This window comes from Streptacidiphilus pinicola (genome assembly GCF_003258295.1).
Taxonomy (GTDB): domain Bacteria; phylum Actinomycetota; class Actinomycetes; order Streptomycetales; family Streptomycetaceae; genus Streptacidiphilus; species Streptacidiphilus pinicola.
Map to the genome: position 1 here is coordinate 1 of NZ_QKYN01000083.1, position 26,786 is coordinate 26,786.

The window sequence follows — 26,786 nt, forward strand, 5'->3', positions numbered from 1 at the left end:
ACGCTGGGGGCGGGCGGGCCGCTGGGCGGCGGGGGCACCGGCGCCTGGCTCGGCTGCGGCTGCCACGGCTGCTGCGGCGGACGACCGCCGTAGGGGGCGGCCGGCGGCTGCTGGTGCGGGGCCTGCTGCGCCTGGGCGACGTCGGGGCTCGCCTGGATCCGGCTGCGGACCCGGTAGAGGCCGGTGTCGAGATCGTCCGCGCGCTCCAGCTGGACGTTCAGCGGACCCATGAAGGAGTACCGCTGGGCCTGGGCGTACTCACGGACCATCCCGGCCAGCTCGGTGCCGAGCTGCCCGGAGTACGGGCTGAGCCGCTCGTGGTCGTGCGCGCTGAGCTCGACGATGAAGTCGTTCGGGACGACGGTGCGGTCCCGGTTCCAGATGCTGGCGTTGTTGTCGCACTCGCGCTGCAGTGCGCCGGCGATCTCGACAGGCTGCACCTCCGACTTGAACACCTTGGCGAAGGCGCCGTTGACGAAGCCCTCCAGCCGCTGTTCGAACTTCTTCAGGGCTCCCACGGGGCACCCCCTTCCGTCGGGTGTCGTCGTCCCACCCGGCGCGGGCGCTGGGTGGCTGCTGCTTGTCTGCCTTACAGATCGTATCTACGCCCGGGGCGGACGTGTGGTTCCTCGTCCGAGCCGTTCGGGCGGCGAGCCGACAGCAGGATGCCAGTGGACTGGTACCCGGCCCAGCGCGGGGACATCCCGCTCTCACTCGTTCGGCCAGTTCACCCGTCCGGTGGGGCCCCGGTTGCGCGCCCGCGCCCCCCTCTCCGGCGGATGTGATTCCACCCCTTCCGACGTGCTACTGTTCTTCTCGTCGGAAGGCGACACCGCAGAGAACGCGGAGCTGAACAAGCCGGGAACAAACGGTTTGGAAGCCCCGGGGGATCTTCGGTAGAGTCCAGGACATCACCCAGATGCGCGGGTGGCGGAATAGGCAGACGCGCTGGATTCAGGTTCCAGTGCCCGAAAGGGCGTGGGGGTTCAACTCCCCCCTCGCGCACAACGAAGCCCCGCAGTGAGACTTCTCACTGCGGGGCTTTTGTCATGCCCGCTGACAATGTGAGCAGGCTCACGATTGCAAGTTTGTGCACCGTACGGATTTGTCCCTGGTGGCCTTCCCGACCCCGCCATAAGCTCCGCCCCCTGACCTTTCTTCAGGGGGACACTTGTCACACAGATCGCGCCGCGCAGCCGCGGCGCTCACCTCCGCGGTCGCCCTCACCGCCGGTCTGATCGGCGCCTTCGGCGCCGGCACCGCGCAGGCGGCCACCTCCGGGGCCAACGGCGTCATCGCCTACCAGGCCACGGACGGCTCGGTGCACTTCATCAACGCCGACGGAACCGGCGACCACGCCTTCTCCGCGCTGCCCAGCACCGGCTCCGGCTCGCTCAGCTGGGCTCCGGACGGCAGCCGCATCGCGCTGAGCGGTTACGGCTCCGTCTCGACCGTGAAGGTCGACGGCTCCGCCCCGCTCACCGTCTCCTCCGGCACCAACGTGGCCACCTCGGACGGTGTCTACAGCGGCCAGGGTTTCGGGATGGTCTCCGACGACGGCCACAAGATCTACGTCCAGAGCTCCGACGGCTACAACTGGGTCCAGGCGGTGCTGCCGGCGGCCGACGAGCCGAGCACCGTGGCAGACAGCCAGCCCGTCGCCAGTCGCAACGGGCTCTTCGCCTTCACCCGCAACTGGGGCGGCCTGACGACGATCATGACGTACAACCCGGTCACCAAGGTGCTCAACGAGGTCGCCAAGAACGCGACCAACCCGGGCTTCTCCTCGGACGGCTCGACCATCGTCTACGAGCAGGGCCAGGGCAGTGCCGCGCAGATCGGCGCGGTGAACGCGGACGGCAGCAACCAGCGGACGCTGACCAGCGATGCGGCCGGTGCGCACCGCCCGAGCCTGTCGCCGGACGGCACCAAGCTCCTCTACACCTCCGGCGGCGTCATCAAGCTGATGGACCTGACCGCCAAGACCACCACGGTGCTGGCCAACGGTCAGATGCCGGTGTGGCAGCCGCTGCGCAAGGCGTTCGTCAACCACATCTACGGGGTGAACGGCGTCAGCAACGACGCCGCGGCCTCGCGTTGGCAGTTCAACTCCCTCGGCCACTACACCCCGGGGCTGCTCTGGGCCAAGAACGCGGTGCTGGCGAACAAGAACGACACCACCGGCGCCTCGCTCGGCATCTCCCTGGCGGCCGAGAAGCAGGGCCCGCTGCTGCTGACCTCGGGCGGTTCGCTCGACTCGGCCGCCTCCGCGGACCTCAAGCGCAGCCTGACCCGCGGCTCGACGGTCTACCTGGAGGGCGACACCTCCGAGATCTCGAACACCGTCGTCTCGCAGGTGCAGCGGCTCGGCTTCCGCGTCGTGCGGGTGGCCGCGTCCGGCGGTGCCTCCGGTCAGTCGGTGGCCAACGCGTGGAACATCTCCCACGCGCCCAACTGGGTCTTCGTCGCCGACAACATGGACTACCGGGTCGCCGCCTCCGCCGCGGCCATGGCCTCCGCCGCCGGCAACGGCGGCCGGATGGTCGTGCTGCTCAACACCGGCTGGTCCCTGCCGAGCACGCTGACCGGCTTCTTCAACCGCAGCAACCCCGGCAGCACCAACGTGGTCGTCATCGGCAACCACAGCATCTACGCCATGGAACACACCCCGCTGAACCAGGCGTGGCGCTTCTGGACGCTCGGCGGCTCCGACGCCGAGTACCTCTCCTTCAACATGGCCAAGTTCTGGTGGGGCTCGCCCTACGTGACCACGCTGGCCAACAACTCCGACTGGCGCTCCGGCTTCGCCGGCGCCTCGGTCAACGCCGGCTACGGCCCGCTGCTGTGGACCTCGTCGACCGGCCTCGACCCGGTCGACAAGCTCTACCTCCAGCAGGAGAGCGCGTCCACGCCCGACGTCCAGATCTTCGGCTACGGCTGGCCCACCGCCACCGTGAACGGGATCGAGGGCGCGATCGGCGCCACCCCGGCGTGGGCCACGCTCATGCAGGACCCGAACGGCACCGTCCCCTCCGGGGCGACTGCCCACACCGCGGGCGTCTCGGGCGGCTTCGCCGCCCACTCGCCGGCGGCGGACGCGCCCCACGGCCCGGCCTCCGGCGCCGTCCGGCACACCGGCATCGCCGGCTGACGCTCCGTCGCCCGTACGCACCGGCCCCCACACGCGCCCGCGTGTGGGGGCCGGTTCGCTGCCGCTATGTCAGGTCGGCGGCGTGGTCCGGCACGTAGCGCTGCTCGTCCCGTGGCGGTCGGACGTAGCCGGTCGGGGACGGACGCTTCGGAAAGGTGATCTTCCGCGAGGGCTGTTCGACGTAAGGGACGGCGGAGATCAGGTGGGCGATCATGTTCAGCCGGGCCCGCTTCTTGTCCTCGCTCTCGACGACGTTCCAGCGGGCCTCGGGGATGTCGGTGTGGACGAACATCTCGTCCTTGGCCCGGGAGTAGTCCTCCCAGCGGGTGATGGACTCCAGGTCCATCGGCGAGAGCTTCCACCGCCGCATCGGGTCGTCCCGACGGGCCCGGAACCGGCGCTCCTGCTCGTGGTCGCTGACGGAGAACCAGTACTTCAGCAGGATGATCCCGTCCTCGACCAGCATCCGCTCGAAGATCGGGCACTGGTGCAGGAACCGGTGGTACTCGTCCTGGGTGCAGAAGCCCATGACCCGCTCGACGCCGGCGCGGTTGTACCAGCTGCGGTCGAACAGCACGATCTCGCCTGCGGCGGGCAGGTGCGCGATGTAACGCTGGAAGTACCACTGCCCCCGCTCCCGCTCCGTCGGGGCGGGCAGCGCGGCGATCCGCGCGATCCGCGGGTTCAGATACTGCGTCACCCGCTTGATGGCTCCGCCCTTACCCGCGGCGTCGCGGCCCTCGAAGATGACGACCACGCGAGCGCCGGTGGCGCGCACCCACTCCTGGAGGGTGACGAGCTCGGACTGGAGCCGGAACAGTTCTTGCTCGTAGACCTTCTTGGGCAACTTGTCAGCCATTGCACGAGGCTAAGTTGCAAACCCCAGGGGCGCGAGCAACTGCGCGGGGGACCCACCGTGTCGGGATGCCCGGCGCGCCCCTGAGGGTGCTGCAACTTACCGTGTTGCCAACGGCTCCCGTTGTTCCGCGTCTGCGTCCGCGCGCTTGTGGGACAGCGCCGACGGCCACCACAGGCGGTGGTCGAGGTCCATGGCCAGGGCGGTGACCAGGATCGAGCGGACCACGAAGGTGTCCAGCAGGACGCCGAGGCAGACCGCGAAGCCGATCTCGGCGAAGCCGACGATGGGAAGGGTGCCCAGGACCCCGAAGGTGCTGGCGAGGATCAGGCCCGCCGAGGTGATGACGCCGCCGGTGGCCGCCAGGCCCGCCAGCGCCCCGCGGCGGGTGCCGCGTTTGACGGACTCCTCGCGGACCCGGGTCATCAGGAAGATGTTGTAGTCGATCCCCAACGCCACCAGGAAGACGAAGACGAACAGCGGGAACGCGTTGTCCTCGGCCTGGAAGTGGAACAGGTGGGTGAAGGCCAGCGAGGAGATGCCGAGCGCCGCGGCGAAGGACAGCACCACCGTCAGGATCAGCACGATCGGCGCCACGATCGCCCGCAGCAGCAGGCCGAGGATCAGCAGCACCACGCCCAGCACGACCGGGATGATCACCTGGTTGTCGTGGTTGGAGGCCCGCTGCACGTCCAGCCGGACGGCGGTGTCGCCGCCGACGTAGGCGTGCGCGCCCGGCACCGCGTGGACCGCGGCGCGGGCCGCGTCGACGGTGTTCTCGGCCGCCTGGCTGTCGGGGGAGCTGGTCAGCGTGGCGGTGGTGTAGGCGAGGCCGTTGCGGGTCACCGGCGGGGTGACACCGGTGAGGCCGTGGCCGTCCAGGCGGTTCAGGGCGGTGACGACCTGGTCGGCGCCCGAGGCGTCAGAGATGATCCGCAGCGGGGAGCCGGTGCCGGCCGGGAAGTGGCCGTCGATGACGGTCTGCGCGGAGACCGAGTCGGGGGTGTTGGTGAACGCGCCGGCCGAGGAGAGGCCGTCCGCCTTGAGGCTCAGCATGCCGAGCGCCAGGGCACCGAGCGCCAGCGTGGTGCCGATCCAGACGATCCTCGGGCGCCGCGCTATGCCGCCGCCGATCCTGGCCCACAGGCCCGTCTCGGTCGGCTCGGCGGAGCCGAACGAGGGGCGGACCGGCCAGAACACCCAGCGGCCGCAGATCACCAGCAGGGCAGGCAGCAGCGTGGTCATGGCGAGCAGGGCGATGCCGACGCCGATGGCGCAGACGGGGCCGAGGCCGCTGGTGGAGTTCATCTGGGCGAACATCAGGCAGAGCATGGAGACTGCCACCGTCGCGGCGGAGGCGAGGATCGCGGGGCCGGCCCGGTGGATCGCCTCGGCCATGGCCTCGTGGCGGTCCTGGTGGCGGCGCAGCTCCTCGCGGTAGCGGGCGACCAGCAGCAGGGCGTAGTCCGTGCCCGCGCCGATGACCAGCACCGTCAGGATGCCCTGGCTCTGCCCGTTGACGGTGAGCCCGGCGTGTGCGGCCAACAGGTAGATGACCGCCTGGGAGGCGATCAGGGCGGTGCCCGAGGAGATCAGCGGCAGCAGCCACAGGGTGGGGCTGCGGTAGGTGAGCAGCAGCAGCACGATGACCACGGCCAGCGTGGAGTAGAGCAGCGTGCCGTCGATTCCGGCGAAGGCCTTGCTCTGGTCGGCGCCGAAGCCGCCGGGGCCGCCGACGTGGGCGGTCAGGCCCTGGTCTCCGGTTGTCGCGATGGTGCGCATCGAGTCGACGGCCGGGCCGAGGTTGTTCCAGCCGTTCTTCGACATGTCGATCATGACGGTGGTCTGCAGCGCCTTGCCGTCCGCGGACGGGTGCGGCGGCGGTACCGGGCTGAGCACGTGGTCGACCTTGGCGAAGGCGCCGGCGTCCGCCGTGGCCTTCTGCATGTCGGCCTGCGTGATCCCGCTGTCGCGGGTGTACACGACGACGGTGGGCACCGTCTCGGTCGAGACGAACTGGCCCTGCAGGTCCAGGACCTTGGTGGACTCCGCGCTGCCGGGCAGCCAGCTGGAGGTCTGGTTGTTCTCGGCGCCGGTGAGTTTCCCGGCGAGCGGGCCGAGGGCCATCAGGGCCAGGATCCAGACCACCAGGACGACCCATTTGCTTCTGCGACCTGCGGGAAGGGCGGCGAGCTGCCGGGCTCGGTTCATGTGTGTGCATCCCCCAACTAAACGCGATACATCGCGACTGTTGCGTCTACGATGAGCGTGGGCGTCGGGGGCTGTCAACCGGTTCCGGTCGGCGTCCAGCCGATGTTCACTTGTCGTTGGGTGCGGGTCGCTCCGGGGGACCTCGGCTCCCGGTGACCTCAGCGTGGCTCGGTGTTGTAGCGCTCCAGCAGGTCGGCGAAGACGGCCACGTCGTCGTCGGACCAGTGCGCCAGGCGGCTGAGGAAGGCCGCACGGCGCTGCTCCCCGGCCTTGCGCAGCAGCTCGGCGCCGGTCTCGGAGGGGTGGATGATCTGGCCGCGCTGGTCCTCCGGGTCGGGGCTGCGCTCGACCAGGCCCAGCTTCTCCAGGGTGGCGACCTGGCGGCTGACGGTGGACTTGTCCAGCAGGAAGTGGCTGGCCAGATCGGTGCCGCGGCAGCCGCCGACGTCGCGCAGGTGGTCCAGGATCGCGTAGCTGACCAGGGTCAGTCCGGGGTGGATCTGCGAGGCGATGGCGCGGGCGCGGCGCGAGAAGGCGGTCAGTTCGCGCTGGATCGAGTCGATGCTGTCCATACGCGAACGCGCGGAGGTCGTTGGCATGGTTGCACTATACAACCAAGCCTGGCCTGATGCGAGCCCTCCCTAGGGCCGCTCCGGCAAGGGCAACGGTAGCGTCAGCGGCGGGGCCGGCTGCTGCACCGGAAGCGGCAGCTCGAACCAGACGACCTTGCCGACCGCCTTGCGGCTGGTCCCCCAGCGCGAGGCCAGCTGGCTGACCAGGCCGAGGCCGCGGCCCTCCTCGTCCAGCAGCTCCGAGGGCTCCAGCGACGGCAGGTTGTGGTCGTCGTCGCTGACCTCGACCAGCAGCTTGCCGACCCGCATCAGCTGCAGTTCCACGCTGCCCTTGGCCACCCGCAGCGCATTCGTCACCAACTCGCTGACCAGCAACTCGGTCAGCTCCGACAACTCGGCCAGACCCCAACGGGTCAGCTGGTCGTGCACCAGACTACGGGCCCGGCGCACCTCGCTCGCGTCGAGCGCCAGCGACCAGGAGATGACGTCCTGCGGCGGGATCCCGTCGAAGCGGGCGATCAGCAGCGCCAGGTCGTCGTTGCGGTCCTCGGTGTGCAGACGCTCCAGCACGGTGTCGCAGACCTCGTCCGGGCTGCGCCGCGGGTCGACGATGTCCCCGCACAGCGCGGCCAGGCCGTCCCCTATGTCGCCGCCGCGCATCTCCACCAGGCCGTCGGTGCACAGCACCAGCATGGAGCCGTCGGTCACCTTGACCTCGCGCGAGGCGAACGGCACCCCGCCGACGCCGATCGGCGCGCCGGAGGGGATCTCCAGCAGCTCGCCCCGCCCGTCCGGGTGGACCAGCACCGGCGGCACGTGGCCGGCCGAGGCGATGGTGCAGATCCGGGCGATCGGGTCGTAGACCGCGTACAGACAGGTGGCCAGGTGGTCGTCGCCCAGACGCTGCGACAGGTTGTCCAGGTGGCGCAGGATCTGACCGGGCGGCAGGTCCAGCGCGGCCAGGGTCTGCATCGCGGTGCGGAACCGCCCCATCGCGACGGCGGAGTGCAGGCCGTGGCCCATCACGTCGCCGACGACCAGCGCGACCCGGCTGCCGGGCAGTTGCACCGCGTCGAACCAGTCGCCGCCGACCTCGGCGCGGCGGTCGCCGGGCAGGTAGCGGTGGGCGATCTGGACGCCGGGGATGCGGGGCGCGCGGCTCGGCAGCATCGAGCGCTGCAGCGTGAGCGCGGTGCGCGCCTCCATCCGGTGCAGCCGGGCGTTGTCGATCGACAGGGCGGCGCGGGCGGCGAGCTCGCGCAGGTAGGAGGCGTCGGCCTCGTCGAAGGCGGGGCGGTGCGCGTCGCGCAGCAGGGTCAGCACGCCGAGCACGGTGCCGCGGGCGGCCAGCGGCAGTGTCAGCATCGAGCGGCCCTCGAAGAGCGCGGTCAGCTCCGGGCCGCCGCGGCCCTGCGCGCAGGCCTCTGCGGTGGCCGGATCGAGCCGGGGGACCAGGACCGGACGGCCGCCCTGCAGCGCGTAGCCGGACGGCGTCTCACCCGCGAGCGTGACCAGCGAGCCCTCGGTGACCAGGTGCTCCCACCGCAGCGTGCTCTCGCTGAACGCGCAGGCGACGCGGCGCAGCAGCGTCCCGTCGTCGGGGCGCCCGCGCGGCGACTCGCTGTCGGTGATCAGGCGGTCCCGCAGCTCGACGCAGGCGAAGTCGGCGATGCCGGGGATGACGACGTCGCAGACCTCGTGCACGGTGCGGTCCAGGTCGAGTGTGGTGCCGATGCGCGCGCCCACGTCGCTGAGCAGCAGCAGCTGCGGATTGACCGGGTCGGCGTCCGGGTCCTCCGCCGGCTCGGCGGTGCCGGGACCGGCGAGGCTGACGCTGGCCCGGGAGGGCGGCCCGCTGAACGGCCCGTCGTCGACGACGCCGCGCCGCGAGGTGGGGGAGGGGTCCCCCACACCCTCCGCGACGCCTTCCGGAGCGGATCCCTGGACCGACCCCTCGAACGCGCCCTCCCTGGCCGGTGTCTCGATCGTCTCCTCGACCGCGCGTGAGCGGGCCTGGGACGGTACGGCGGCCCGACCGCCGTGCTCGGGCTGCTCGGTGACGAGGCGTCCGGGCGCGCGCTTGCCCGTCAGGCGGCGGCCGGGCGGCACCGACGCGTCGGCCGACTGTGCCGGGTCCTCCGGGGCGTTCTGCTCGGCACCGCCCTGCGCGGTGGCCGGCTCGGCGGCCGGGGAGGGCCCTGGGGCGGCTGCACCGCGGGCCGCCGCGCCGCGGACGCCGGAGCCCGCCGCCTTCTGGCCCCGGCGGGTGGTGGCGGCCGGCTCGGCGTCCGGAACCGGCGTGACGGGCAGCACCAGCTGCCCCAGCCGCAGGGCCGGCGCCCCGGCGCTGACCAGCTGGTTCAGCAGGGCGCGGTGGCGGTCGGCGGCGATCCGGGGGACCACCTGGGCGAGCCGCCGGGCCGCGCGTTCGCGCTCGTCCCGGTTCGCGCACGGAGCCAGCACCGGTTGCACCCGCGGTGCGGCGCCCGCGGCACCGGCCGGCGTGGCCGCGGTGAAGGGCAGCTGCTGCTCGCCCAGCGCGATGCGCAGCCCGGAGCCGCGCACCCGACGCGCGTCGGTGGCCAGCACGAACATGCCGCGGCCGCTGGGTTCGACGGTGCGCCAGGCCCAGCAGCAGATCTCCAGCCGCCGCCCGTCGCGGTCGGTGACGGTGAGCTCGCCCGCCCAGCAGGGGGCGAAGTCGACCAGGTCGTCGAGGTGGTCGAGCGCGTCGCCGGCGGCCTTGCCGGCGAGCGGCAGCAGACCGCTGGCGGTGCGGTCCAGCACCTCGTCACGGCGGTGGCCGAAGAGCTCCTCGGCGCTCTGGTTCCAGTGGGTGAGCCGCCCGTCGGGATCCACCACCAGCGCGGCGATCCGCGCCAACGCGACCACCTCGGGCAGGGGGACGGCCTTGCCGGCAGTGCCGTTCGCGTTCGAAGCGGTGCGACGGGCGGCGGCCTCGGACGCGGCGAAGGTCTCCTCCGTCATCTCACCCTCTCTCAGCGATCCGCGGCTCCATACAGTTCGGGTACCCCAGGCAAGCACGAATGCTGCGGGCCTAACCCGATATTGAAGAACATTTGCCGTGTCCGGTAGCGCGTACACCTGTGCACGCCCTAGTGTGCGCCCTTTGTGCCCATGTCGGGGACAGTAGGGTGGCCGAACGGACAGGCGTGCCGAAGAACGAGTAGTGAGGTTCCTGATGACTACCGACCGTGTCGACCCCTCGGTGGAGCCGGTCCGGTGGGCGGACCCCGAGGAGCCCGAGCTGGAGGCCCGCGTCGCCCACGCGGAGGCCGAGTGGGTCGACGCCGAGGTGGGCGTGGAGACGCTCCGCGTCGAGCTGGACAACTTCGCGCTCGTGCACCACCAGCGGCTCGGCCCGATGTACGTCCGCCTCGACGAGCTCGACGCGCTGATCGCCGAGGCGCGCGCCGCGCGCAGCGGCAACGCGGAGGACCTGCGCCGCGCCTACGAGGCCCGCAGCGTGCTGGACCCGATGCCTGACCTCGCCTCCTTCTTCGGCGAGAACGAGGGCGCGGACGGCGAGGCGCCGTCGCTCACGCTGGAGGCGCCGGAGCGGATCCGCCCGGACCGTGAGGCCCAGCGGCTCTTCCGTGAGCTGGCTCGCCGTGCCCACCCGGACCTCGCACAGGACCCGGAGGAGGTCAGGCGTCGCGGCGAGTTCATCGCCCGCGTCAACGAGGCCTACGCGCGCGGCGACGTGCTCGCCCTGGAGCAGCTGGCCCAGGAGTGGGCCGACGGCGACAACGCCGGGTTCCGGCCCGAGGCGGGCACCCCCGAGCGGGTCGCCTGGCTGCGGCAGCGCCTGGAGTGGCTGGAGGACCGCCTGCGGCGGCTGGAGGCGACCCGCGCGGAGCTGGCCGACAGCCCCATGGGCCAGCTGCTGATGCTGCACCCGGACGACCCGGACGCGCTGCTGGAGGTGCTCGCAGAGCAGTTGCTGGCCAGCGTCGCCGAGCGGCAGTCCGAGCTTGAGACACTGTTGTCGTAGCCCCTTGCCCTCTGAGGAGATCCTCGTGTTCCAGCCGTCCGTCCCCACCGTCGACATCTCCGCGGTCCCGGCCGACGCCGTCCTGCTGGACGTGCGCGAGCAGGACGAGTGGGACGCGGGTCACGCGCAGGCCGCCGTCCACATCCCGATGAGCCAGTTCGTGGCCCGGATCGGCGAGCTGCCGGAGGCGGAGCCGTTGTTCGTGGTGTGCCGGGTGGGCGGGCGTTCCGCGCAGGTCGTGCAGTACCTGGTCGCGCAGGGCAGGTCGGCCGTGAACGTCGACGGCGGCATGCTGGCCTGGGAGGCGGCCGGTCGCGAGATCGTCAGCGACGGCGGGCAGGCCTTCATCGCCTGAGGCCGCCCCGAGGCCGCCTCACGCCGCCCGGGCCCGTCCGAGGTCTTCCCCTTGGGCGGTGGCCAATGTTCCATGAACTGACGAAGCGTCAGAAATCATGGAGGTGCGGCCGTGAACGCGCTCGTGGAAGCGGTGCTCGCCCAGCGCGGGCGACTTGTGGGCGAGGGCTTCGACCACAGCGGGCAGCAGACGCTGCGCAGCGTCCTCGCCCGCGCCGCCTGCCTCGGCGACCGCCTGGCCGGTGCGCCGTACCCGCACGTCGGGCTGCTGCTGGAGAACACCCCGGAGTACCTGTGGTGGCTGGAGGCCGCCGTGCTGGCCGGGGCCACCGTCGTCGGCGTCAACCCGACGCGACGCGGCCCCGACCTGCTGCGGGACCTGACCCACACCGACTGCGCCCTCCTCGTCACCGAGACCCGGCTGCTGCCGCTGGTCGCGGATCTCGGCCTGGCCGTTCCCGTCCTCGTCGTCGACGGCCCCGGCTACGCGGAGACACTCGCTCCCTACGCCGACGCGGCTCCCCCGTCCCGGCTGCCCGCGCCGGAGACGCGGCTGCTGCTGACCTTCACCTCCGGCTCGACCGGCGCGCCCAAGGCCGTCGTCTGCAGCCAGCGCCGGATCGCCCGCGCCGGCGACAAGCTGCGCGCCCAGTACGGCCTCAGCCCGGACGACACCGGCTACGCCTGTATGCCGCTCTTCCACGGCAACGCGCTGATGGGCCTGTGGGCGCCGCTGCTGCTGGCCGGCGGCACCATCGCGCTGCGCCGCCGCTTCTCCGCGACCCGCTTCCTGGACGACGTACGGGACTTCGGCGCGAGCTACTTCACCTACGTCGGCCGCGCCGTCTCCTATGTGCTGGCCACCGAGCCGCGGCCGGACGACGCGGAGAACCCGCTGCGGCTCGGCTTCGGCACCGAGGCGGGCGCCGTGGACGCCGCCCGTTTCGCCGAGCGCTTCGGCTGCCGCTTGGTCGAGGGCTACGGCTCCTCCGAGGGCGGCTGCAACCTTCGGCAGGATCCCGCCGCCCCGCCCGGCGCCGTCGGCCGCGAGGGCTCCGGGCCCGACGACGACCTCGCCGTCGTCGACCCGGAGACCGGCGCGGAGTGCCCGCGTTCGCGCTTCGACGCGGCCGGCCGCCTGGCCAACGGGGAGGAGGCGATCGGGGAACTGGTCAACCGAACCGCCCGCGCCGGGTTCGAGGGCTACTGGCGCAACGAGGAGGCGGGCGCGGCGCGGCTGCGCGACGGCTGGTACTGGACCGGCGACCTGTTCCACCGCGACGCCGAGGGCTGGTTCCGCTTCGCCGGCCGCAGCGCGGACTGGCTCCGCGTGGACAGCGAGAACCTGGCCGTCGCCGACATCGAGAACATCCTGGCCCGCTGGGAGCGTGCTGCGGCCGTCGCCGTCTACGCCGTCCCCGACCCGGTCGCAGGCGACCAGGTGATGGCGGCGCTCCAACTGCGGCCCGGCGCGGACGGGGACGTCGCTGCGTCCTTCGCCCGCTTCCTCGCCCGACAGCCGGACCTGGGCACCAAGATGCCGCCCCGCTTCGTCCGCCTGGTCGCGCGGATGCCCGTCACCGGAACCCACAAGACCGCCAAGACCGGCCTGCGGGCCGACCGTTGGGACGCGGTGGGCGGGGACACCGTGCTGTGGCGCCCCTACGAGCGGGGGGCGGCCGGGGAGCTGAGCTATCGCGTCCTCACCGCGGAGGACCGGGAGAAGCTCGGGGCGCTCTTCGCCGAGCACGGCCGGTCCGCGCTCATCGTTCGAAACCAGGTGCCGCGGTCGTGAGTCTCGGCGAGACTGGTGTATCCGACGGGCGACCCCCGCCGGAGCACCAGCCGCCTGACGAAAGGCCCTCATGACGGACGGAATCGGCGAGCTGCTCCGCACGGAGCGGATCGAACTGCGGCCCATCACCCCGGCCATCGCCGCGGCGCTGCGCGCGGGCGACGACGGCGGTCTCGACTGGCTGGGCGGCGGCCCGTTCGAGGGCACCCTCGACGCCTGCGGCGGCCTGCTGAAGGCCCACGAGGCGGGCCTCTACGAGGAGGCCTGGGGCGCCTACGCGATCGTCCTGCGCGCCGAGGGCACGGCCGTCGGCGGCGTCGGTTTCCACGGCCCGCCGCGCGGCGGCAGCTGCGAGATCGGCTACGACCTCGTGCCGCCGGCACGAGGCCGCGGCCTGGCGACCGAAGCCGCCCGCCTGGTCACCGCGTTCGCGCTGGCGCACCCGGGCGTCGACCACGTCGTCGCCCATACCGAACCCGCCAACGTCGCCTCCCAGGCCGTCCTCGGTCGCGCGGGCTTCGCCCGCGACGGGGAGACCGAGGGGCTCTTCCGCTTCGTCCGGCGGTAGCCGTCCGCAGCGAGGGGTCGCGGGGACGTCCGTCCCCGCGACCCCTCGCTGGTCGAGCGCGCCTACAGGTGACGCAGCAGCGTCAGCGGTGACTCCACGGCGTCGGCGACGAAGCGGAGGAAACCGCCCGCGGTCGCGCCGTCGCAGACGCGGTGGTCGAAGGTGAAGGACAGCTGGACGACGCTGCGCACCGCCAACTCCTCCCCCACGACCCAGGGCTTGCGCGCGATCCGCCCCACGCCGAGCATCGCCGCCTCGGGGTGGTTGATGATCGGCGTGGAGCCGTCGACGCCGAAGACGCCGTAGTTGTTGAGCGTGAAGGTGCTGCCCGTCAGCTCCGCCGGGGTGAGCGTGCCCGCTCGGGCCGACTCGGTGAGGCGGGCGATCTCCTGGGCCAGGCCCTCGGTGCTCAGCTGGTCCGCGTCGCGCACGACCGGGACGACGAGGCCGCGTTCGCTCTGCGCCGCGAACCCGAGGTGGATCGCGCGGTGGCGGCGGACGCCCGTCGGCTTCCCGTCCGGGCCCAGCTCCACACTGGAGTTGAGCGCGGGGTAGCGCTTCAGGGCAGCCATGCAGATGCGCGCGAAGAGCGGCAGCACGCCGACGCCCACGGCGGCCTTCGCCTCCAGCAGGCCGGTCGCGTCCGCGTCGACCCAGCAGGTGGCGTCGGGAATCTCGCTCCGACTCCGCGCGAACCGCTCGGCGGCGATCCGGGCGCCTCCGCGCAGGGGGACGAACTCCCCTTCGGCGTCGACGGACGGGGCGACGGGGATGCTGCGCGCCTGCACGGCGCGTTCCACGTCGGCCCGCATGATCAGCCCGTCCCGCCCGGTCCCGGCGACGGTGGCCAGGTCCACCCCGCTCTCGCGCGCGAACCGCCGCACGAGCGGGGAGATGACGGCGACCGCACCGTGGGTGGCAGGGACCGCCGCGCCCGCCAGGGCCTGCGGCCCGCCGGATGCCTGCCCTGCCCCCGCCAGCGCCTGCGGCGTGGCGGAGCCGGCGTGGCCTGCGCCCGCTAGCGCCTGCGGCGCGGCCGAGCCTGCCTGCCCCGCCCCCGCCCCCGCCTGCGCCTGCGGCGTGGCGGAGCCGGTGGCGCTCGGGTGGGTGACGCGGCGTCGGCGGGTTCCCGTGGTGTGGGTGGTGCCGTAGCCGACGAGGACGTTGCCTGAGCCCTCCTCCTTCGGGGCGGGCGAGGACGACGCGGGCTCACTCACCGCGACGGTGACCAGCGGGGCGCCCACCGGGACGACCGCGCCCTCCGGGCCGGCCAGGGTGGTGACCACGCCCCCGTACGGGCAGGGGACTTCGACGACCGCCTTGGCGGTCTCGACCTCGGCGACCGGCTGGTCGACGGTGATCACGTCGCCGACGGCGACGAGCCAGCGGACGATCTCGGCGGAGGTGAGGCCCTCGCCGAGGTCCGGCAGGACGAATTCGCGCACGGAGGCCATGGCCGTCACTGCTCCCACTGGAGTCGGGCCACCGCGTCGAGGATGCGGTCGACGCCGGGCAGGTGGTGGCGCTCCAGCATCGGCGGCGGGAAGGGGATGTCGAAGCCGGTGACGCGCAGGACCGGCGCGGCGAGGTGGTGGAAGCAGCGCTCCATCACCCGCGCGGCGATCTCCGCACCGACGCCGCCGAAGCCCGTGGCCTCGTGCACGACCACCGCGCGGCCCGTCGCGCGGACCGCGGCCATGACCGTCTCGTCGTCGAAGGGGGTCAGCGAGCGCAGGTCGACGACCGCGAGGTCCCAGCCCTCGGCCTTGGCCGCTTCCGCGGCCTCCAGGCAGACGGGCAGTGACGGGCCGTAGGTGAGCAGCGTCGCGGACGTGCCCTGGCGGCGGACGACGGCTCGGCCGATCGGCTCGACCGAGCCGGGCGTGATCTCGTCCTTGGACCAGTACAGCCGCTTGGGCTCCAGGAAGACGACGGGGTCGTCGGAGGCGATGGCCGCGCGCAGCATGCCGTAGCCGTCGGCGACCGTCGCCGGGGTGAGCACGTGCAGGCCCGGCGTGTGGGCGTAGTAGGCCTCGCTGGAGTCGCTGTGGTGCTCGACGCCGCCGATGCCGCCGCCGTAGGGGATGCGGATGGTGATCGGCAGCGGCAGCTGCCCGGCCGTCCGGTTGCGCATCTTGGCGACGTGGGAGAGGAGTTGCTCGAACGCGGGGTAGGCGAACGCGTCGAACTGCAGCTCCACGACCGGCCGCAGGCCGTACATGGCCATGCCGATCGCGCTGCCGAGGATGCCGGCCTCGGCCAGCGGGGTGTCCAGGCAGCGGTCCGCGCCGAACTCGGCGGCCAGGCCGTCGGTGATGCGGAAGACGCCGCCGAGGGTGCCCACGTCCTCGCCCATCACCAGGACGTTCGGGTCCTCGCGCATGGCGTCGCGCAGCGCGGTGTTCAGGGCCTGGGCCATCGTCAGGGACCGGGCCGGCGCCGAGGACTGGGGGGCAGGGGTTGCGACGGTGCTCATCGTGGGTCGGCCTCCGCCGCGAGTTCGGCGGCCAGCAGGTCGGCCTGCTCCCGCAGTTGAGGGGTGGGCTCGGCGTAGACGTGCTCGAAGAGGGACATCGGGTCCAGCTCCGGCTCGCTGTGGAACTCGGCGCGCATCTCGGCCGCGAGCTCCTCCGCGGCCTCGGCGGCCGCGGCCACGCCCGCGTCGTCGATCAGGTCGTGCTCGCGCAGGTGGCGCTCCAGCACGGCGAGCGGGTCGCGCTGCCGCCAGGCGACGACCTCGTCCGAGGTGCGGTAGCGGGTCGCGTCGTCGGCGTTGGTGTGCGCCTCCAGGCGGTAGGTGACCGCCTCGACCAGGACCGGACCGCGACCGGAGCGGGCGTGCTCGACGGCCTCGGTCAGGACGCTGTGCACGGCGGCGGCGTCGTTCCCGTCGACGAGCCGGCCGGAGATGCCGTAGCCGACGGCCTTGTGGGCCAGCGTCGGCGCGGCGGACTGCTTGGAGAGCGGCACGGAGATCGCGTAGCCGTTGTTCTGCACCAGGAAGACGACGGGCGCGTTCAGCACACCGGCGAAGTTCAGCGCCTCGTGGAAGTCGCCCTCGCTGGTGCCGCCGTCGCCGACCATGGTCAGCGCGACCACGTCGTCGCCGCGCAGGCGGGCCGCGTGGGCGAGACCGACGGCGTGCGGCGCCTGGGTGGCGAGGGGGGTGCACAGCGGGGCGGTGCGGTGGGCCTTGGGGTCCCAGCCGTGGTGGGCGTTGCCGCGCAGCAGGGTGAGTGCCGCGACCGGGCGGACGCCGCGGGAGACGACCGCGAGGGTGTCGCGGTAGCTGGGGAAGAGCCAGTCGGTCTCGCGCAGCACGGCCGCGGCGGCGACCTGGCAGGCCTCCTGACCGGTGGACGCCGGGTAGACCGCGAGCCGGCCCTGCTTGGTGAGGGTGGTCGCCTGCTGGTTGTAGCGCCGACCGAGGACCAGCCGGCGGTACAGGTCGCGCAGCAGCTCCGGGTCGAGCTTGTCCGCGGCCGGGGTCCCGAGCATGCGGAACGGCTCCGGGTCCGGCAGCAGCGGCGCGGGGTCGCGGCGCGGACCGTGGGCGTCCGGCGGCCAGACGGAGGCTGACGGGCCCGTGGGTTGGTCGAGAAGGGTCATCTCGGCACCTCCGAGTGGGTGGGGTGAGGGTGGGGAGATGCAGGGGCAGGTTGGTGCGGCGGGAGCGGTGGCTCTCCCTACCGATTGTTCGGTTGAGAGATCGAACTGACTACTCTTGCGGCGCAGTGGTGGACAGACGGTCCACAGAGCGCTTCGCTGGAAGCAGGTCGTCCATCTCGGGAGGGCAGGGGGCCATGACCGCTGAACAGATGGCCGGAGGTGAGCAGCGCTCGCTGGACCGGGTGGACCGGGCGATCCTGCGGCTGCTCCAGCAGGACGGGCGCGCCTCGATCCGCTCGGTCGCGGAGCGGGTGCACGTCTCGCGCGCCAACGCCTATGCGCGGATCTCGCGGATGGTGGACGACGGGGTGATCCGGGGCTTCACGGCCCGCGTCGACCACGAGCGCGCCGGGCAGGGCGCGTCGGCGTACGTGACGCTCAAGGTGGTGCAGAACTCCTGGCGTCAGGTGCGCACGGCGCTGCTGGAGCTGCCGGGGGTGGAGCACATCGCGCTGGTCGGCGGTGAGTACGACGTGCTGATGCTCGTGCACACCGTCGACAACCGGGCGCTGCGCGACCTGGTGCTGAACAAGATCCAGTCGATCCCGGGCGTGCTGGGCACCCAGACGCTGCTGGTCTTCGAGGAGACGGACCGGATCCCGGTCCTGCCTGACTAGGAGGTCGTCAGTCCGACGCGCGCAGGCCGTGGAAGGCGAGTTCGCTGACCGCGTCCGCGACGCGGGCCGCGGTCCTGGCCCCGTCCGGGCCGTCCGGGCGGTACCACTCGACCAGCGAGTTGATCATGCCGAAGAGCAGCCGGGTCGCCAGCCGCGGTTCGACGTCCGCGCGCAGTGAGCCCTCGGCGACGGCCTCCGCGAGCAGCTCGGCGACCCGGTGGTCGAACTCGCGCCGGCGCTGCAGTGCCCACTGCTCGGTCGCGGTGTTCCCGCGTACCCGCAGCAGCAGCGTCACGTAGGGCAGTTCGGCGAGCAGCACCTCCGTCGTGCGGTGCACGACGTGCTGCAGGCGGGCGAGCGCCGTGCCGGTGGTGGCCGCGGGCTCCTCCAGCGTGCCGAAGAGACCGTCCAGGGCCCGGCCGACGGCAAGGCGGAGCAACTCCTCCTTGCCCTTGACGTGGTGGTAGATCGACGACTTCGAGATCCCGGCCGCGCGCGAGAGGTCCTCCATCGAGGTGCCGTCGTAGCCGCGCTCGTTGAAGACCCGCACGGTGACGGCGAGCAGCGTGTCGACGGTGTAGCTGTCGCGGCGCGGGGCACGGGAGGTCTCGACCATGTGGACGAGTATCACATCAGGCTGTCCGGCCCCGCTCACCCGCAGATAGTTGTAGTGATATAACTGTTGTAGGCATACAATGAGACTGCGAAAGGGGGCGCTCATGCCGGAGCTCACCGCGCGACGACGACTGCTGGTCCTGGCCATCTGCTGTATGAGCCTGTTCATCGTCGGGATCGACAACACCATCGTGAACGTGGCGCTGCCCTCGATCGCGCACGCTTTTGATCCGTCGAGCCTCGGTGGCGACGTCTCCAGCCTGCAGTGGGTCGTGGACGCCTATGTGGTGGTGCTGGCCTCGCTGCTGATCCTCGGCGGCTCGATGGGGGACCGCTTCGGGCGCCGCCGGGTCTTCCAGACCGGCCTCACGCTCTTCACCCTCGGCTCGCTGGCCTGCAGCCTCGCCCCCAGCCTCGGCTGGCTGATCGGCGCGCGCATGCTGCAAGCCGTCGGCGGCTCGATGCTCAACCCGGTCGCCATGGGCATCATCACCAACACCTTCACCGACCCCAAGGAGCGCGCCCGCGCGATCGGCGTCTGGGGCGGCACGGTCGGCTTCAGCATGGCGCTCGGCCCGGTGGTCGGCGGCGTGCTGGTCGGCGCGGTGGGCTGGGCCTCGATCTTCTGGATCAACATCCCGGTGGGCCTGGCCGCGCTGGTGCTCGCCGGACGCTTCGTCCCCGAGTCGCGCGCCCCGCGGCCGCGCCGGATCGACCCCTTCGGCCAGCTGGCCGTGATCCTCCTGCTCGGCTCGCTGACCTACGGCATCATCGAGGCGCCGAAGGCCGGCTGGGGCTCCGCCCAGTCGCTGGTCTGCTTCGCCCTGGCCGCGGCCGCGCTGGTCGGGCTGCTGGTCGTCGAGTCGCGCCGCGAGGAGCCGCTGATCGAGCTGCGCTTCTTCCGCAGCGCGCCGTTCACCGGGGCCACGCTGATAGCCATCAGCGGCTTCGCCGCGCTCGGTGGCTTCCTCTTCCTCAACACCCTCTACCTGCAGGACGTCCGCGACTACAGCGCGCTGCGGGCGGGCCTGGCCACGCTGCCGATGGCGCTCGCCACCGTCGTCTGCTCCCCGCTGAGCGGTCGCCTGGTCGGCTCGCGCGGCCCGCGGCTGCCCCTGGTCCTGGCCGGCATCGCGATGGGGGCGAGCTCGCTGCTGATGGTCGGTCTGCGCTCCGACACCCCGCTGTGGCAACTGCTGCTCGCCTATCTGCTCTTCGGCCTGGGCTTCGGCATGCTGAACGCCCCCGTCACCAACACCGCCGTCTCCGGCATGCCGCGCGCCCAGGCGGGCGTGGCGGCGGCGGTCGCCTCCACCAGTCGGCAGACCGGCCAGGCGCTGGGCGTCGCGGTGATCGGTTCGGTGGTGACCTCCGCCGTGGTCGGCGGCCTGAAGGCCGGGTTCGCCGAGGCCAGCCATCTGGGCTGGTGGATCATGGTGGGTTGCGCGGCGACGGTGCTGGTCCTGGGCGTCGCCACGACCGGAAGATGGGCACGCGGCACGGCCGAGCGGGTCTTCAGCGGCGCGCCCGAGGCGAAGCGGGAGAGTGTGAGCGCGGGATGAGCGAGCAGGCACAGCGGATCTACGCGGTGATGCGCCGCCTGGTCCTGGAGGCGGACGACCGCAAACAGCGCGTCGTGGACACCCTGGGCATGAGCTACATCCGCAGCCGCGCGCTGCGCGCCCTCGCGGTGGAGCCGATCCGGATGAGCGAGCTGGCCACCCGGCTGGTGACCGACAAGCCGTACACCACGCTCGTGGTCGACGACCTGGAGCAGCGCGGACTCGTCGTCCGCGAGCAGGACCCCAACGACCGGCGTTGCAAGGTCGTGCGGATCACTCCAGCGGGCCGGGAGGCGGCGAACGTGGCAACGGAGATCATCACGGCCCCCCCGACGGAACTGGCGGCGCTGCCGCCGGAGGACCTCGAGGCTCTCGATCGCATCCTGGGGAAGTTGCGCTGACGCCCCTGTCTGTACCGACCGACCGATCATTCGGTTACGGTAGGTGCTGGCAGAGTCGCCCCAGAGCCCTTGAGGAGTGCGTTGTCATGACCGCAGCCACGGTCCACCCGCTCATCGACCGTCACCAGGAGACCCTCGAGCGTGCGGTGACCGCCCTCGCCGAGCGGGACTACTGGTCGCCCTACCCCGAGTTCCCGAAGGCCTACGGCGAGGACGCGCTGGGCGTCGGCTCCGCCGCCTTCGCCGCGCTGAAGGGCACGACGCGGCTCGCGGCCGACGAGCTCGTGGGTCCCGACGCGGCGGCCGGGGGCGAGGTCTCGCCGTACGGTGAGGCGCTGAACATCGCGTACGGCTACCGCTCCGCGGACGCGCTGATGGCCGCGGCCGTCGCCGCGCAGCCCGCGTGGGCCAAGGCGTCCCCGCTGCTGCGCGCGGCCGTCTGCCTGGAGATCCTGGCGCGGATCAACGCCCGCTCCGTGGAGTTCGGCTTTGCCGTCCAGCACACCACCGGGCAGGCCTTCGGGATGGCCTTCCAGGCCGGTGGCCCGCACGCGCAGGACCGTGGGCTGGAGGCGGTGGCCTGCTCCTACGCCGAGCAGATCCGGATCCCCGCGAAGGCCAACTGGACCAAGCCGCAGGGCAAGCGCGACCCGCTGCAGATGGAGAAGGAGTTCCTCGTCCGGCCGCGCGGCGTCGGCCTGGTGATCGGGTGCAACACCTTCCCGACCTGGAACGGCTTCCCCGGCTTCTTCGCCTCGCTCGCGACCGGCAACCCCGTGGTCGTGAAGCCGCACCCGCGTGCGATCCTGCCGCTGGCGCTGACCGTCGAGATCGCCCGCGAGGTGCTGACCGAGGCCGGCTTCGACGCCGACGTCGTCCAGCTCGCGCCGGAGAAGCCCGGTGAGGGCCTCGCCAAGACGCTGGCGACCCGGCCCGAGGTCGCGATCATCGACTACACCGGCTCGACCGCCTTCGGCGACTGGCTGGAGGAGAACGCCCGTCAGGCGCAGGTCTACACCGAGAAGGCCGGCGTCAACACCGTGCTGATCGAGTCGACCGACGACTACGCCGCCGCGTTGGGCAACCTCGCGTTCAGCCTCTCCCTCTACAGCGGCCAGATGTGCACCACGCCGCAGAACCTGCTGATCCCGCGCGCGGGCATCGAGACCGACCAGGGCTCCAAGTCCTTCGCCGAGGTCGTCGCGGACCTCGCCGGCGCGCTCGGCAAGCTGCTCGGCGACGACACGCGGGCCGCGCAGCTGCTCGGCGCCGTGGTGAACCCGGGCGTGCTGCAGCGGGTCGAGCAGGCCGAGAAGGGCGAGTTCGGCGAGCTGGCGCTCGCGCCGCGCGCGGTGGTGAGCCCCGAGTTCCCGGACGCGGTGATCCGCACGCCCGCGCTGATCACCCTGGACGCCGCCAAGGACGCGCTGCCCGGCGAGTGCTTCGGCCCGGTGGCCTTCGCCGTCGCGGTGGACTCCGCCGCGCAGGGCGTGGAGCTGCTGGCGGAGACCGTGCGTACCCGCGGCGCGATGACCGCCGCCGCGTACACGACCTCGCCCGAGGTCGAGCACGCCGTGGTCGAGGCGGCCGTGGACGCCGGCGTCTCGCTCTCGCTGAACCTGACCGGCCAGGTCTTCGTGAACCAGACGGCCGCCTTCTCCGACCTGCACGGGACGGGCGCGAACCCGGCCGCGAACGCCGCCTACTGTGACGCGGCCTTCGTCGCGAGCCGATTCCGCGTGATGGAGGTCCGCCGCCACAACGGCTGATTCCAGACGCGGGTGTTGGCATAAGAAGAAATGCGGGGCCGCTCAGGATTCTCCTGGGCGGCCCCGCTTCTTTGCACTGACACGGGTGTAGGCGTTCTGTTGCCCCTTTTACAGGCTGTAGGTGGCCGAAGGGGGTCGGAATCACGCAGGGTAAGCGATGATGCGGATCACGTTGCTGCTGCAATGCTTTGATAACAATTCCGCCCCCAACTCGGCTTCGGGGCATGGAATCCGCAGCTCAGGACCCTTACTCTCGGTCCCCATCGCAACGTCGGAAAGGACCGCCGGACAGCCCCCGCGTCTTTGAGAAAGGCACTCCCCCGAACATGACGGGTTCCAGCTCTTTTGAGCTCTCGCGCTACACGAACCGCACCAGGCTGACGTCGACGGCTCGCCGTATGAGCCGGCGTTCGCTGTTGCGCGGCGCGATGGCCGGCGGGATCGCCGTGGCGGGCGCGAGCGCGCTCTCCGCGTGCGGTGTCCAGGGCCATGTCGTACCGCCCGGTTCCAAGGACAATGGTCAGGCGGGACACGACTACTCGGACACCGAGAAGAAGGTCGTCTTCGCCAACTGGCCGGCGTACATCGACGTCGATCCGAAGAACCAGAACAAGCGCCCGACGCTCGACGCCTTCGTCAAGCAGACCGGGATCCAGGTCGAGTACCTGGAGATCATCAACGACAACAACGACTGGTACACCAAGGTCGACCCGTCGCTGGTCAAGGGCATCGACACCGGCTACGACATCATGGTCGTCTCCGACTACATGGTCGCCAAGTACCGGACGTACGACTACATCCAGGCGTTCGACCTGGAGTACCTGCCGAACCACTCCAAGCTGCTGCCCAACGTGCTGCACGACCCGACCGACCCGGGCCGCCTGCACTCGATCCCGTGGGCGTACGGCTACACCACCGTCGCGTACAACTCCAACCTGGTGAAGACGCCGATCAGTTCGATCGCCGAGATCTTCACCCGGCCCGACCTCAAGGGCAAGGTCTCCCTCTTCTCGGAGATGGAGGACACCGTCGCGATGGCCCTGCTGGCGCAGGGGCTGGACCCGGAGCACTTCACCGACGCGCAGTTCAACCAGGCGCTGGAGTACATCCGCCGGGCCAAGGACGCGGGCCAGATCCGCTCCTTCACCGGCAACGACTACCTGAGCGACTTCCAGCAGGGCAACACGGCCGTCACCATGGCCTACTCCGGCGACGTCGCGCAGCTCGGCAAGCCGAACCTGGTGACCGTGGACCTGCCCAAGGAGGGCCTGCTCGCCTGGTCCGACAACTGCGTGATCCCCAACTTCGCGCGGCACAAGAAGAACGCCGAGAAGCTGCTCAACTACTACCTGCAGCCCGACGTGTCGGCCGCGTTGACCGACTACATCGACTACATCCCCTCGGTGCAGGGCGCCGTCGCCGCCCTGCAGCAGCTCGACTCGACCGCCGCCGCGGTCCCGCTGATCGTGCCGACCAAGGAGATGCAGGCCAAGGCGCGCGGCTTCATGGCGCTCAGCATCGCCCAGTTGAACGACTACACCAGCCGCTTCCAGCAGATCACGGGCCAGTAGTCCACCGCCCACGGAGAGAAGAGTCCCGATGAGTTCCCACGACGTACTCGGTCGCACCGAGGGCGGAGATCTCCGCCTGGTCGGCCTCACCAAGCGCTACGGCTCCTTCACCGCGGTGGACGACCTGAGCCTGACGATCCCCCAGGGATCGTTCTTCGCCCTGCTGGGCGCCTCCGGCTGCGGCAAGACCACGACGCTGCGCATGATCTCGGGTCTGGAGGACCCGACGATCGGTCAGATCTTCCTGGGCGAGCAGGAGGTGACCGACCTCAAGCCCTACCGACGCCCGGTCAACACGGTGTTCCAGAACTACGCGCTCTTCCCCCACCTGGACATCTTCGAGAACGTGGCCTTCGGTCTGCGCCGCCGCGGCCTCAAGGACGTCAAGAAGTCAGTCACCGACATGCTCGACCTGGTCGAGCTCGGCCACCTGGCCAAGCGCAAGCCCACCCAGCTGTCCGGCGGCCAGCAGCAGCGCATCGCGCTGGCCCGCGCGCTGATCAACCAGCCCCAGGTGCTGCTCCTGGACGAGCCGCTGGGCGCGCTGGACCTCAAGCTCCGCCGCCAGATGCAGATCGAGCTCAAGCGCATCCAGACCGAGGTCGGCCTCACCTTCGTGCACGTCACGCACGACCAGGAGGAGGCCATGACCATGGCCGACACGATCGCGGTCATGAACCACGGCCGGATCGAGCAGCTCGGCTCCCCCGCCGACCTCTACGAGAACCCGGCGACCACCTTCGTCGCCAACTTCCTCGGCCAGTCCAACCTCATCCCGGCCTCGGTCGAGGGCGAGTCGGACGGCGTGGTCACCGTCTCCGCGCACGGCCAGCGGCTGAAGGTCGACGCCCAGCGCTGCCGCTCCACCAGCGGCAAGATCATCCTGGGCGTCCGCCCGGAGAAGGTCCAGGTCGCCACCGACCGCGGCGAGGTCCCGGCCGGCTTCAACGCGCTGACCGGCGGCAAGGTCGTCGACACCAGCTTCATCGGCGTCTCCACCCAGTACCTGGTGCAGATGCCGTCCGGCGAGGAGCTCTCGGTCTTCGAGCAGAACACCGGCCGCGCCATCCAGCGCCCCGGCACCGAGGTGGTCGTCTACTGGGACCCGAGCCAGGGCTTCGGCCTGGAGGGCTCCCAGGACATCGAGGCCGGCGCCGAGGCCGACGAGGAGGCCGCGGCATGACGACTCTCACCGAGGCGCCCGCCCCGGTCGAGGAGCGCGCGCCGGAACGCAAGCCCCGCCGCAACTGGACCCCGTGGGTGCTGCTGCTCCCCGGTCTGCTCTGGCTGACCGTCTTCTTCCTGGTCCCGATCCTCACCTCGGTCTCGGCCTCGGTGCAGACGGGCAACTACGACGACGGCTTCAAGCTGACCTGGCACTGGGCCAACTACCAGGACGCGATCACCAAGTTCGGCACGCAGTACTACCACTCGCTGGTGTACTCGCTGATCACGACCGTCGTCTGCCTGGCGCTGGCCTACCCCGTCGCGTACTTCATCGCCTTCAAGGGCGGCAAGTGGAAGACGCTGCTGATGGCCCTGGTCATCGTGCCGTCCTTCACCAGCTTCCTGATCCGCACGATCGCCTGGAAGACGATCCTCGCCGACAACGGCACCGTGGTGCACACGCTCAACAGCCTGCACCTGCTGAAGATCACGACGGCGCTCGGCTGGACCGTCGGCAACCACGTGCTGGCCAGCCCGGCCGCGGTGGTCTGCGGCATGGTCTACAACTTCCTGCCGTTCACGATCCTGCCGCTCTACACCTCGCTGGAGAAGATCGACCCGCGCCTGCACGAGGCCGGCGCCGACCTGTACTGCAGCCCCTTCAAGACCTGGCGTCGGATCACCCTGCCGCTGTCGATGCCCGGCGTCATCGGCGGCACCCTGCTGACCTTCATTCCGGCGGTCGGTGACTACATCAACGCCCAATTGCTGGGCAACCCGAACACCACGGTGGTCGGTCAGCGCATCGAGGACCTGTTCCTGCGTCAGACCAACGGCTACCCGGTCGGCTCCGCGATGTCGGTCGTGATGATGGTCGGCACGCTGGTCATCGTCATGACGTACATCTGGCGGGCCGGGACGGAGGACCTGCTCTAGTGGCTACTCAGACCATCTCCACCGCCCCCGCCCCGGGCGGGGCCGCGTCCCTGAAGGTGCGCCGGCGCGGCCCGCTCGCCTGGGTGAAGCAGCACGTCCTGCTGGTCGTCACCGTCCTGGTGTTCGTCTTCATGCTGCTGCCGAACGCCGTCATCCTGTGGATGTCGTTCAACTCGCCCGAGGGCAAGTTCAACTACACCTGGCACAAGTTCTCCCTGGACGCCTGGAAGAACCCCTGTTCCACCAGCACGATGTGTCACAGCATCGGGCTCTCGCTCGAGATCGGCGTCGTTGCGACGATCATCGCGACCATCCTCGGCACGATGATCGCCTTCGCGATGGTGCGCCACCGCTTCAAGGCGCGCAGCGGCATCAACGCCCTGCTGTTCCTGCCGATGGCCGCCCCCGAGGTGGTCATGGGTGCGACGCTGGCGGCGCTCTTCTTCAACACCATCGGCCCCGGCGCGATGGGCTTCTGGACGATCACCATCGCCCACGTGATGTTCTGCATCTCGTACGTCGTGGTGACGGTCAAGTCCCGTCTGGCGGGCATGGACCCGACCCTGGAGCGGGCGGCGGAGGACCTCTACGCCACCCCGACCCAGACGTTCATGAAGGTCACCCTGCCGCTGGTCGCCCCCGGCATCGGCGCGGCCGCGCTGCTCGCCTTCGCGATCTCGATCGACGACTACATCATCACGGTCTTCACCGCCGGCAACTCGGAGACCTTCCCGATGTACATCTTCGGTTCGGTGCAGCGCGCCTACCCGGCGCAGATCGACGTGATCGGCTCGCTGATGCTGCTCGGCACGATGGCCGTCATCGCGGTCTCGCAGATCCTCAACCAGATGCGGACCTCGCGGAAGAAGTAACCCGCGTTCCGCGTCCGTGGACCCCCGCCCGGTTCGTCCGGGCGGGGGTCACTGCTCCCCGGCTTCACCGGCGCCTCCTCCCCCC

The 26,786-nt window shown here is 71.3% G+C and carries 22 protein-coding genes and 1 tRNA gene; 14 read left to right on the plus strand and 9 right to left on the minus strand.

From position 1 onward, the window contains the following. A partial coding sequence (locus DN069_RS21310; RefSeq protein WP_116513690.1) for a DUF3662 domain-containing protein occupies positions 1-518 on the minus strand: 518 nt, incomplete at its 3' end. Between the two features lie 403 nt (positions 519-921). Here DN069_RS21310 and DN069_RS21315 point away from each other — a divergent pair. Next, positions 922-1,005 (plus strand) — tRNA-Leu (locus tag DN069_RS21315). 166 nt (positions 1,006-1,171) lie between these two features. After that, the gene (locus tag DN069_RS21320; protein WP_111503181.1) at positions 1,172-3,151 is read left to right on the plus strand and encodes a TolB family protein; all 1,980 of its coding nucleotides are present in this window, start codon (positions 1,172-1,174) and stop codon (positions 3,149-3,151) included. A 64-nt stretch (positions 3,152-3,215) separates the two neighbouring features. Here the strand turns inward: DN069_RS21320 and ppk2 are convergent, their stop codons facing one another. From ppk2 to DN069_RS21340, 4 genes are all read right to left on the minus strand, one after another. Then, a complete protein-coding gene (ppk2, locus tag DN069_RS21325; protein WP_111503183.1) occupies positions 3,216-4,010 on the minus strand; it encodes a polyphosphate kinase 2 in 795 nt (264 codons plus the stop codon). A gap of 96 nt (positions 4,011-4,106) precedes the next feature. Beyond that, positions 4,107-6,218 (minus strand): MMPL family transporter, encoded by a 2,112-nt coding sequence (locus tag DN069_RS21330; protein WP_111503185.1) that lies wholly within the window; start codon positions 6,216-6,218, stop codon positions 4,107-4,109. A gap of 158 nt (positions 6,219-6,376) precedes the next feature. Beyond that, on the minus strand, positions 6,377-6,817 hold the full coding sequence (locus DN069_RS21335; protein WP_111503187.1) for a MarR family winged helix-turn-helix transcriptional regulator: 441 nt from the start codon (positions 6,815-6,817) through the stop codon (positions 6,377-6,379). A 42-nt stretch (positions 6,818-6,859) separates the two neighbouring features. Then, positions 6,860-9,778 (minus strand): SpoIIE family protein phosphatase, encoded by a 2,919-nt coding sequence (locus DN069_RS21340; RefSeq protein ID WP_165845584.1) that lies wholly within the window; start codon positions 9,776-9,778, stop codon positions 6,860-6,862. A 214-nt stretch (positions 9,779-9,992) separates the two neighbouring features. On the opposite strand from DN069_RS21340, the gene DN069_RS21345 reads away from it, so the two are divergent. From DN069_RS21345 to DN069_RS21360, 4 genes are all read left to right on the plus strand, one after another. Further along, positions 9,993-10,805, plus strand: a complete 813-nt coding sequence (locus tag DN069_RS21345) for a hypothetical protein (protein WP_111503189.1) — start codon at positions 9,993-9,995, stop codon at positions 10,803-10,805. Between the two features lie 25 nt (positions 10,806-10,830). After that, positions 10,831-11,160: a rhodanese-like domain-containing protein gene (locus tag DN069_RS21350; protein ID WP_111503191.1), complete on the plus strand. Its 330-nt coding sequence runs from the start codon at positions 10,831-10,833 to the stop codon at positions 11,158-11,160. Positions 11,161-11,316: 156 nt separating this feature from the next. Continuing rightward, the gene (locus DN069_RS21355) at positions 11,317-12,954 is read left to right on the plus strand and encodes an AMP-binding protein (protein WP_424556310.1); all 1,638 of its coding nucleotides are present in this window, start codon (positions 11,317-11,319) and stop codon (positions 12,952-12,954) included. A gap of 70 nt (positions 12,955-13,024) precedes the next feature. Next, complete coding sequence (locus DN069_RS21360) at positions 13,025-13,522, plus strand: GNAT family N-acetyltransferase (protein ID WP_111503195.1); 498 nt, start codon at positions 13,025-13,027, stop codon at positions 13,520-13,522. Between the two features lie 62 nt (positions 13,523-13,584). On the opposite strand, the gene DN069_RS21365 is transcribed toward DN069_RS21360, so the two are convergent. The 3 genes from DN069_RS21365 to pdhA are packed head-to-tail and all read right to left on the minus strand — an operon-like array spanning position 13,585 to position 17,131. Continuing rightward, the gene (locus DN069_RS21365) at positions 13,585-14,976 is read right to left on the minus strand and encodes a dihydrolipoamide acetyltransferase family protein (RefSeq protein WP_111503197.1); all 1,392 of its coding nucleotides are present in this window, start codon (positions 14,974-14,976) and stop codon (positions 13,585-13,587) included. A 5-nt stretch (positions 14,977-14,981) separates the two neighbouring features. Further along, entirely contained in the window at positions 14,982-15,998 is a 1,017-nt protein-coding gene (locus DN069_RS21370; protein ID WP_111503199.1) for an alpha-ketoacid dehydrogenase subunit beta, read from the minus strand. Beyond that, on the minus strand, positions 15,995-17,131 hold the full coding sequence (pdhA, locus tag DN069_RS21375; RefSeq protein ID WP_111503201.1) for a pyruvate dehydrogenase (acetyl-transferring) E1 component subunit alpha: 1,137 nt from the start codon (positions 17,129-17,131) through the stop codon (positions 15,995-15,997). Before pdhA ends, DN069_RS21370 begins: the two co-directional genes overlap by 4 nt. 194 nt (positions 17,132-17,325) lie before the next feature. Here pdhA and DN069_RS21380 point away from each other — a divergent pair, with 194 nt between their 5' ends. Continuing rightward, entirely contained in the window at positions 17,326-17,808 is a 483-nt protein-coding gene (locus DN069_RS21380) for an Lrp/AsnC family transcriptional regulator (RefSeq protein WP_111503203.1), read from the plus strand. Positions 17,809-17,815: 7 nt separating this feature from the next. On the opposite strand, the gene DN069_RS21385 is transcribed toward DN069_RS21380, so the two are convergent. Then, positions 17,816-18,424, minus strand: coding sequence for a TetR/AcrR family transcriptional regulator (locus DN069_RS21385; RefSeq protein ID WP_111503219.1), 609 nt, complete (start codon positions 18,422-18,424; stop codon positions 17,816-17,818). Between the two features lie 103 nt (positions 18,425-18,527). Between DN069_RS21385 and DN069_RS21390 the strand changes: the two genes are divergently transcribed. The 7 genes from DN069_RS21390 to DN069_RS21420 all read left to right on the plus strand — a co-directional run bounded on the left by DN069_RS21390 (position 18,528) and on the right by DN069_RS21420 (position 26,701). Beyond that, complete coding sequence (locus DN069_RS21390) at positions 18,528-19,985, plus strand: MFS transporter (protein WP_111503205.1); 1,458 nt, start codon at positions 18,528-18,530, stop codon at positions 19,983-19,985. Continuing rightward, a complete protein-coding gene (locus DN069_RS21395; RefSeq protein WP_111503207.1) occupies positions 19,982-20,386 on the plus strand; it encodes a MarR family winged helix-turn-helix transcriptional regulator in 405 nt (134 codons plus the stop codon). Before DN069_RS21390 ends, DN069_RS21395 begins: the two co-directional genes overlap by 4 nt. 86 nt (positions 20,387-20,472) lie before the next feature. Further along, entirely contained in the window at positions 20,473-22,155 is a 1,683-nt protein-coding gene (gene paaN, locus DN069_RS21400; protein ID WP_111503209.1) for a phenylacetic acid degradation protein PaaN, read from the plus strand. Between the two features lie 398 nt (positions 22,156-22,553). Further along, on the plus strand, positions 22,554-23,726 hold the full coding sequence (locus DN069_RS21405; RefSeq protein WP_165845585.1) for an ABC transporter substrate-binding protein: 1,173 nt from the start codon (positions 22,554-22,556) through the stop codon (positions 23,724-23,726). 28 nt (positions 23,727-23,754) lie between these two features. Further along, positions 23,755-24,909 carry an ABC transporter ATP-binding protein gene (locus DN069_RS21410; protein WP_111503213.1) on the plus strand — a complete coding sequence of 385 codons (1,155 nt, stop codon included), beginning with the start codon at positions 23,755-23,757 and terminating at the stop codon, positions 24,907-24,909. Then, the gene (locus DN069_RS21415; protein ID WP_111503215.1) at positions 24,906-25,829 is read left to right on the plus strand and encodes an ABC transporter permease; all 924 of its coding nucleotides are present in this window, start codon (positions 24,906-24,908) and stop codon (positions 25,827-25,829) included. Before DN069_RS21410 ends, DN069_RS21415 begins: the two co-directional genes overlap by 4 nt. A 131-nt stretch (positions 25,830-25,960) precedes the next feature. Then, positions 25,961-26,701 (plus strand): ABC transporter permease, encoded by a 741-nt coding sequence (locus DN069_RS21420; protein ID WP_111503221.1) that lies wholly within the window; start codon positions 25,961-25,963, stop codon positions 26,699-26,701. Positions 26,702-26,786: the final 85 nt, after the last annotated feature.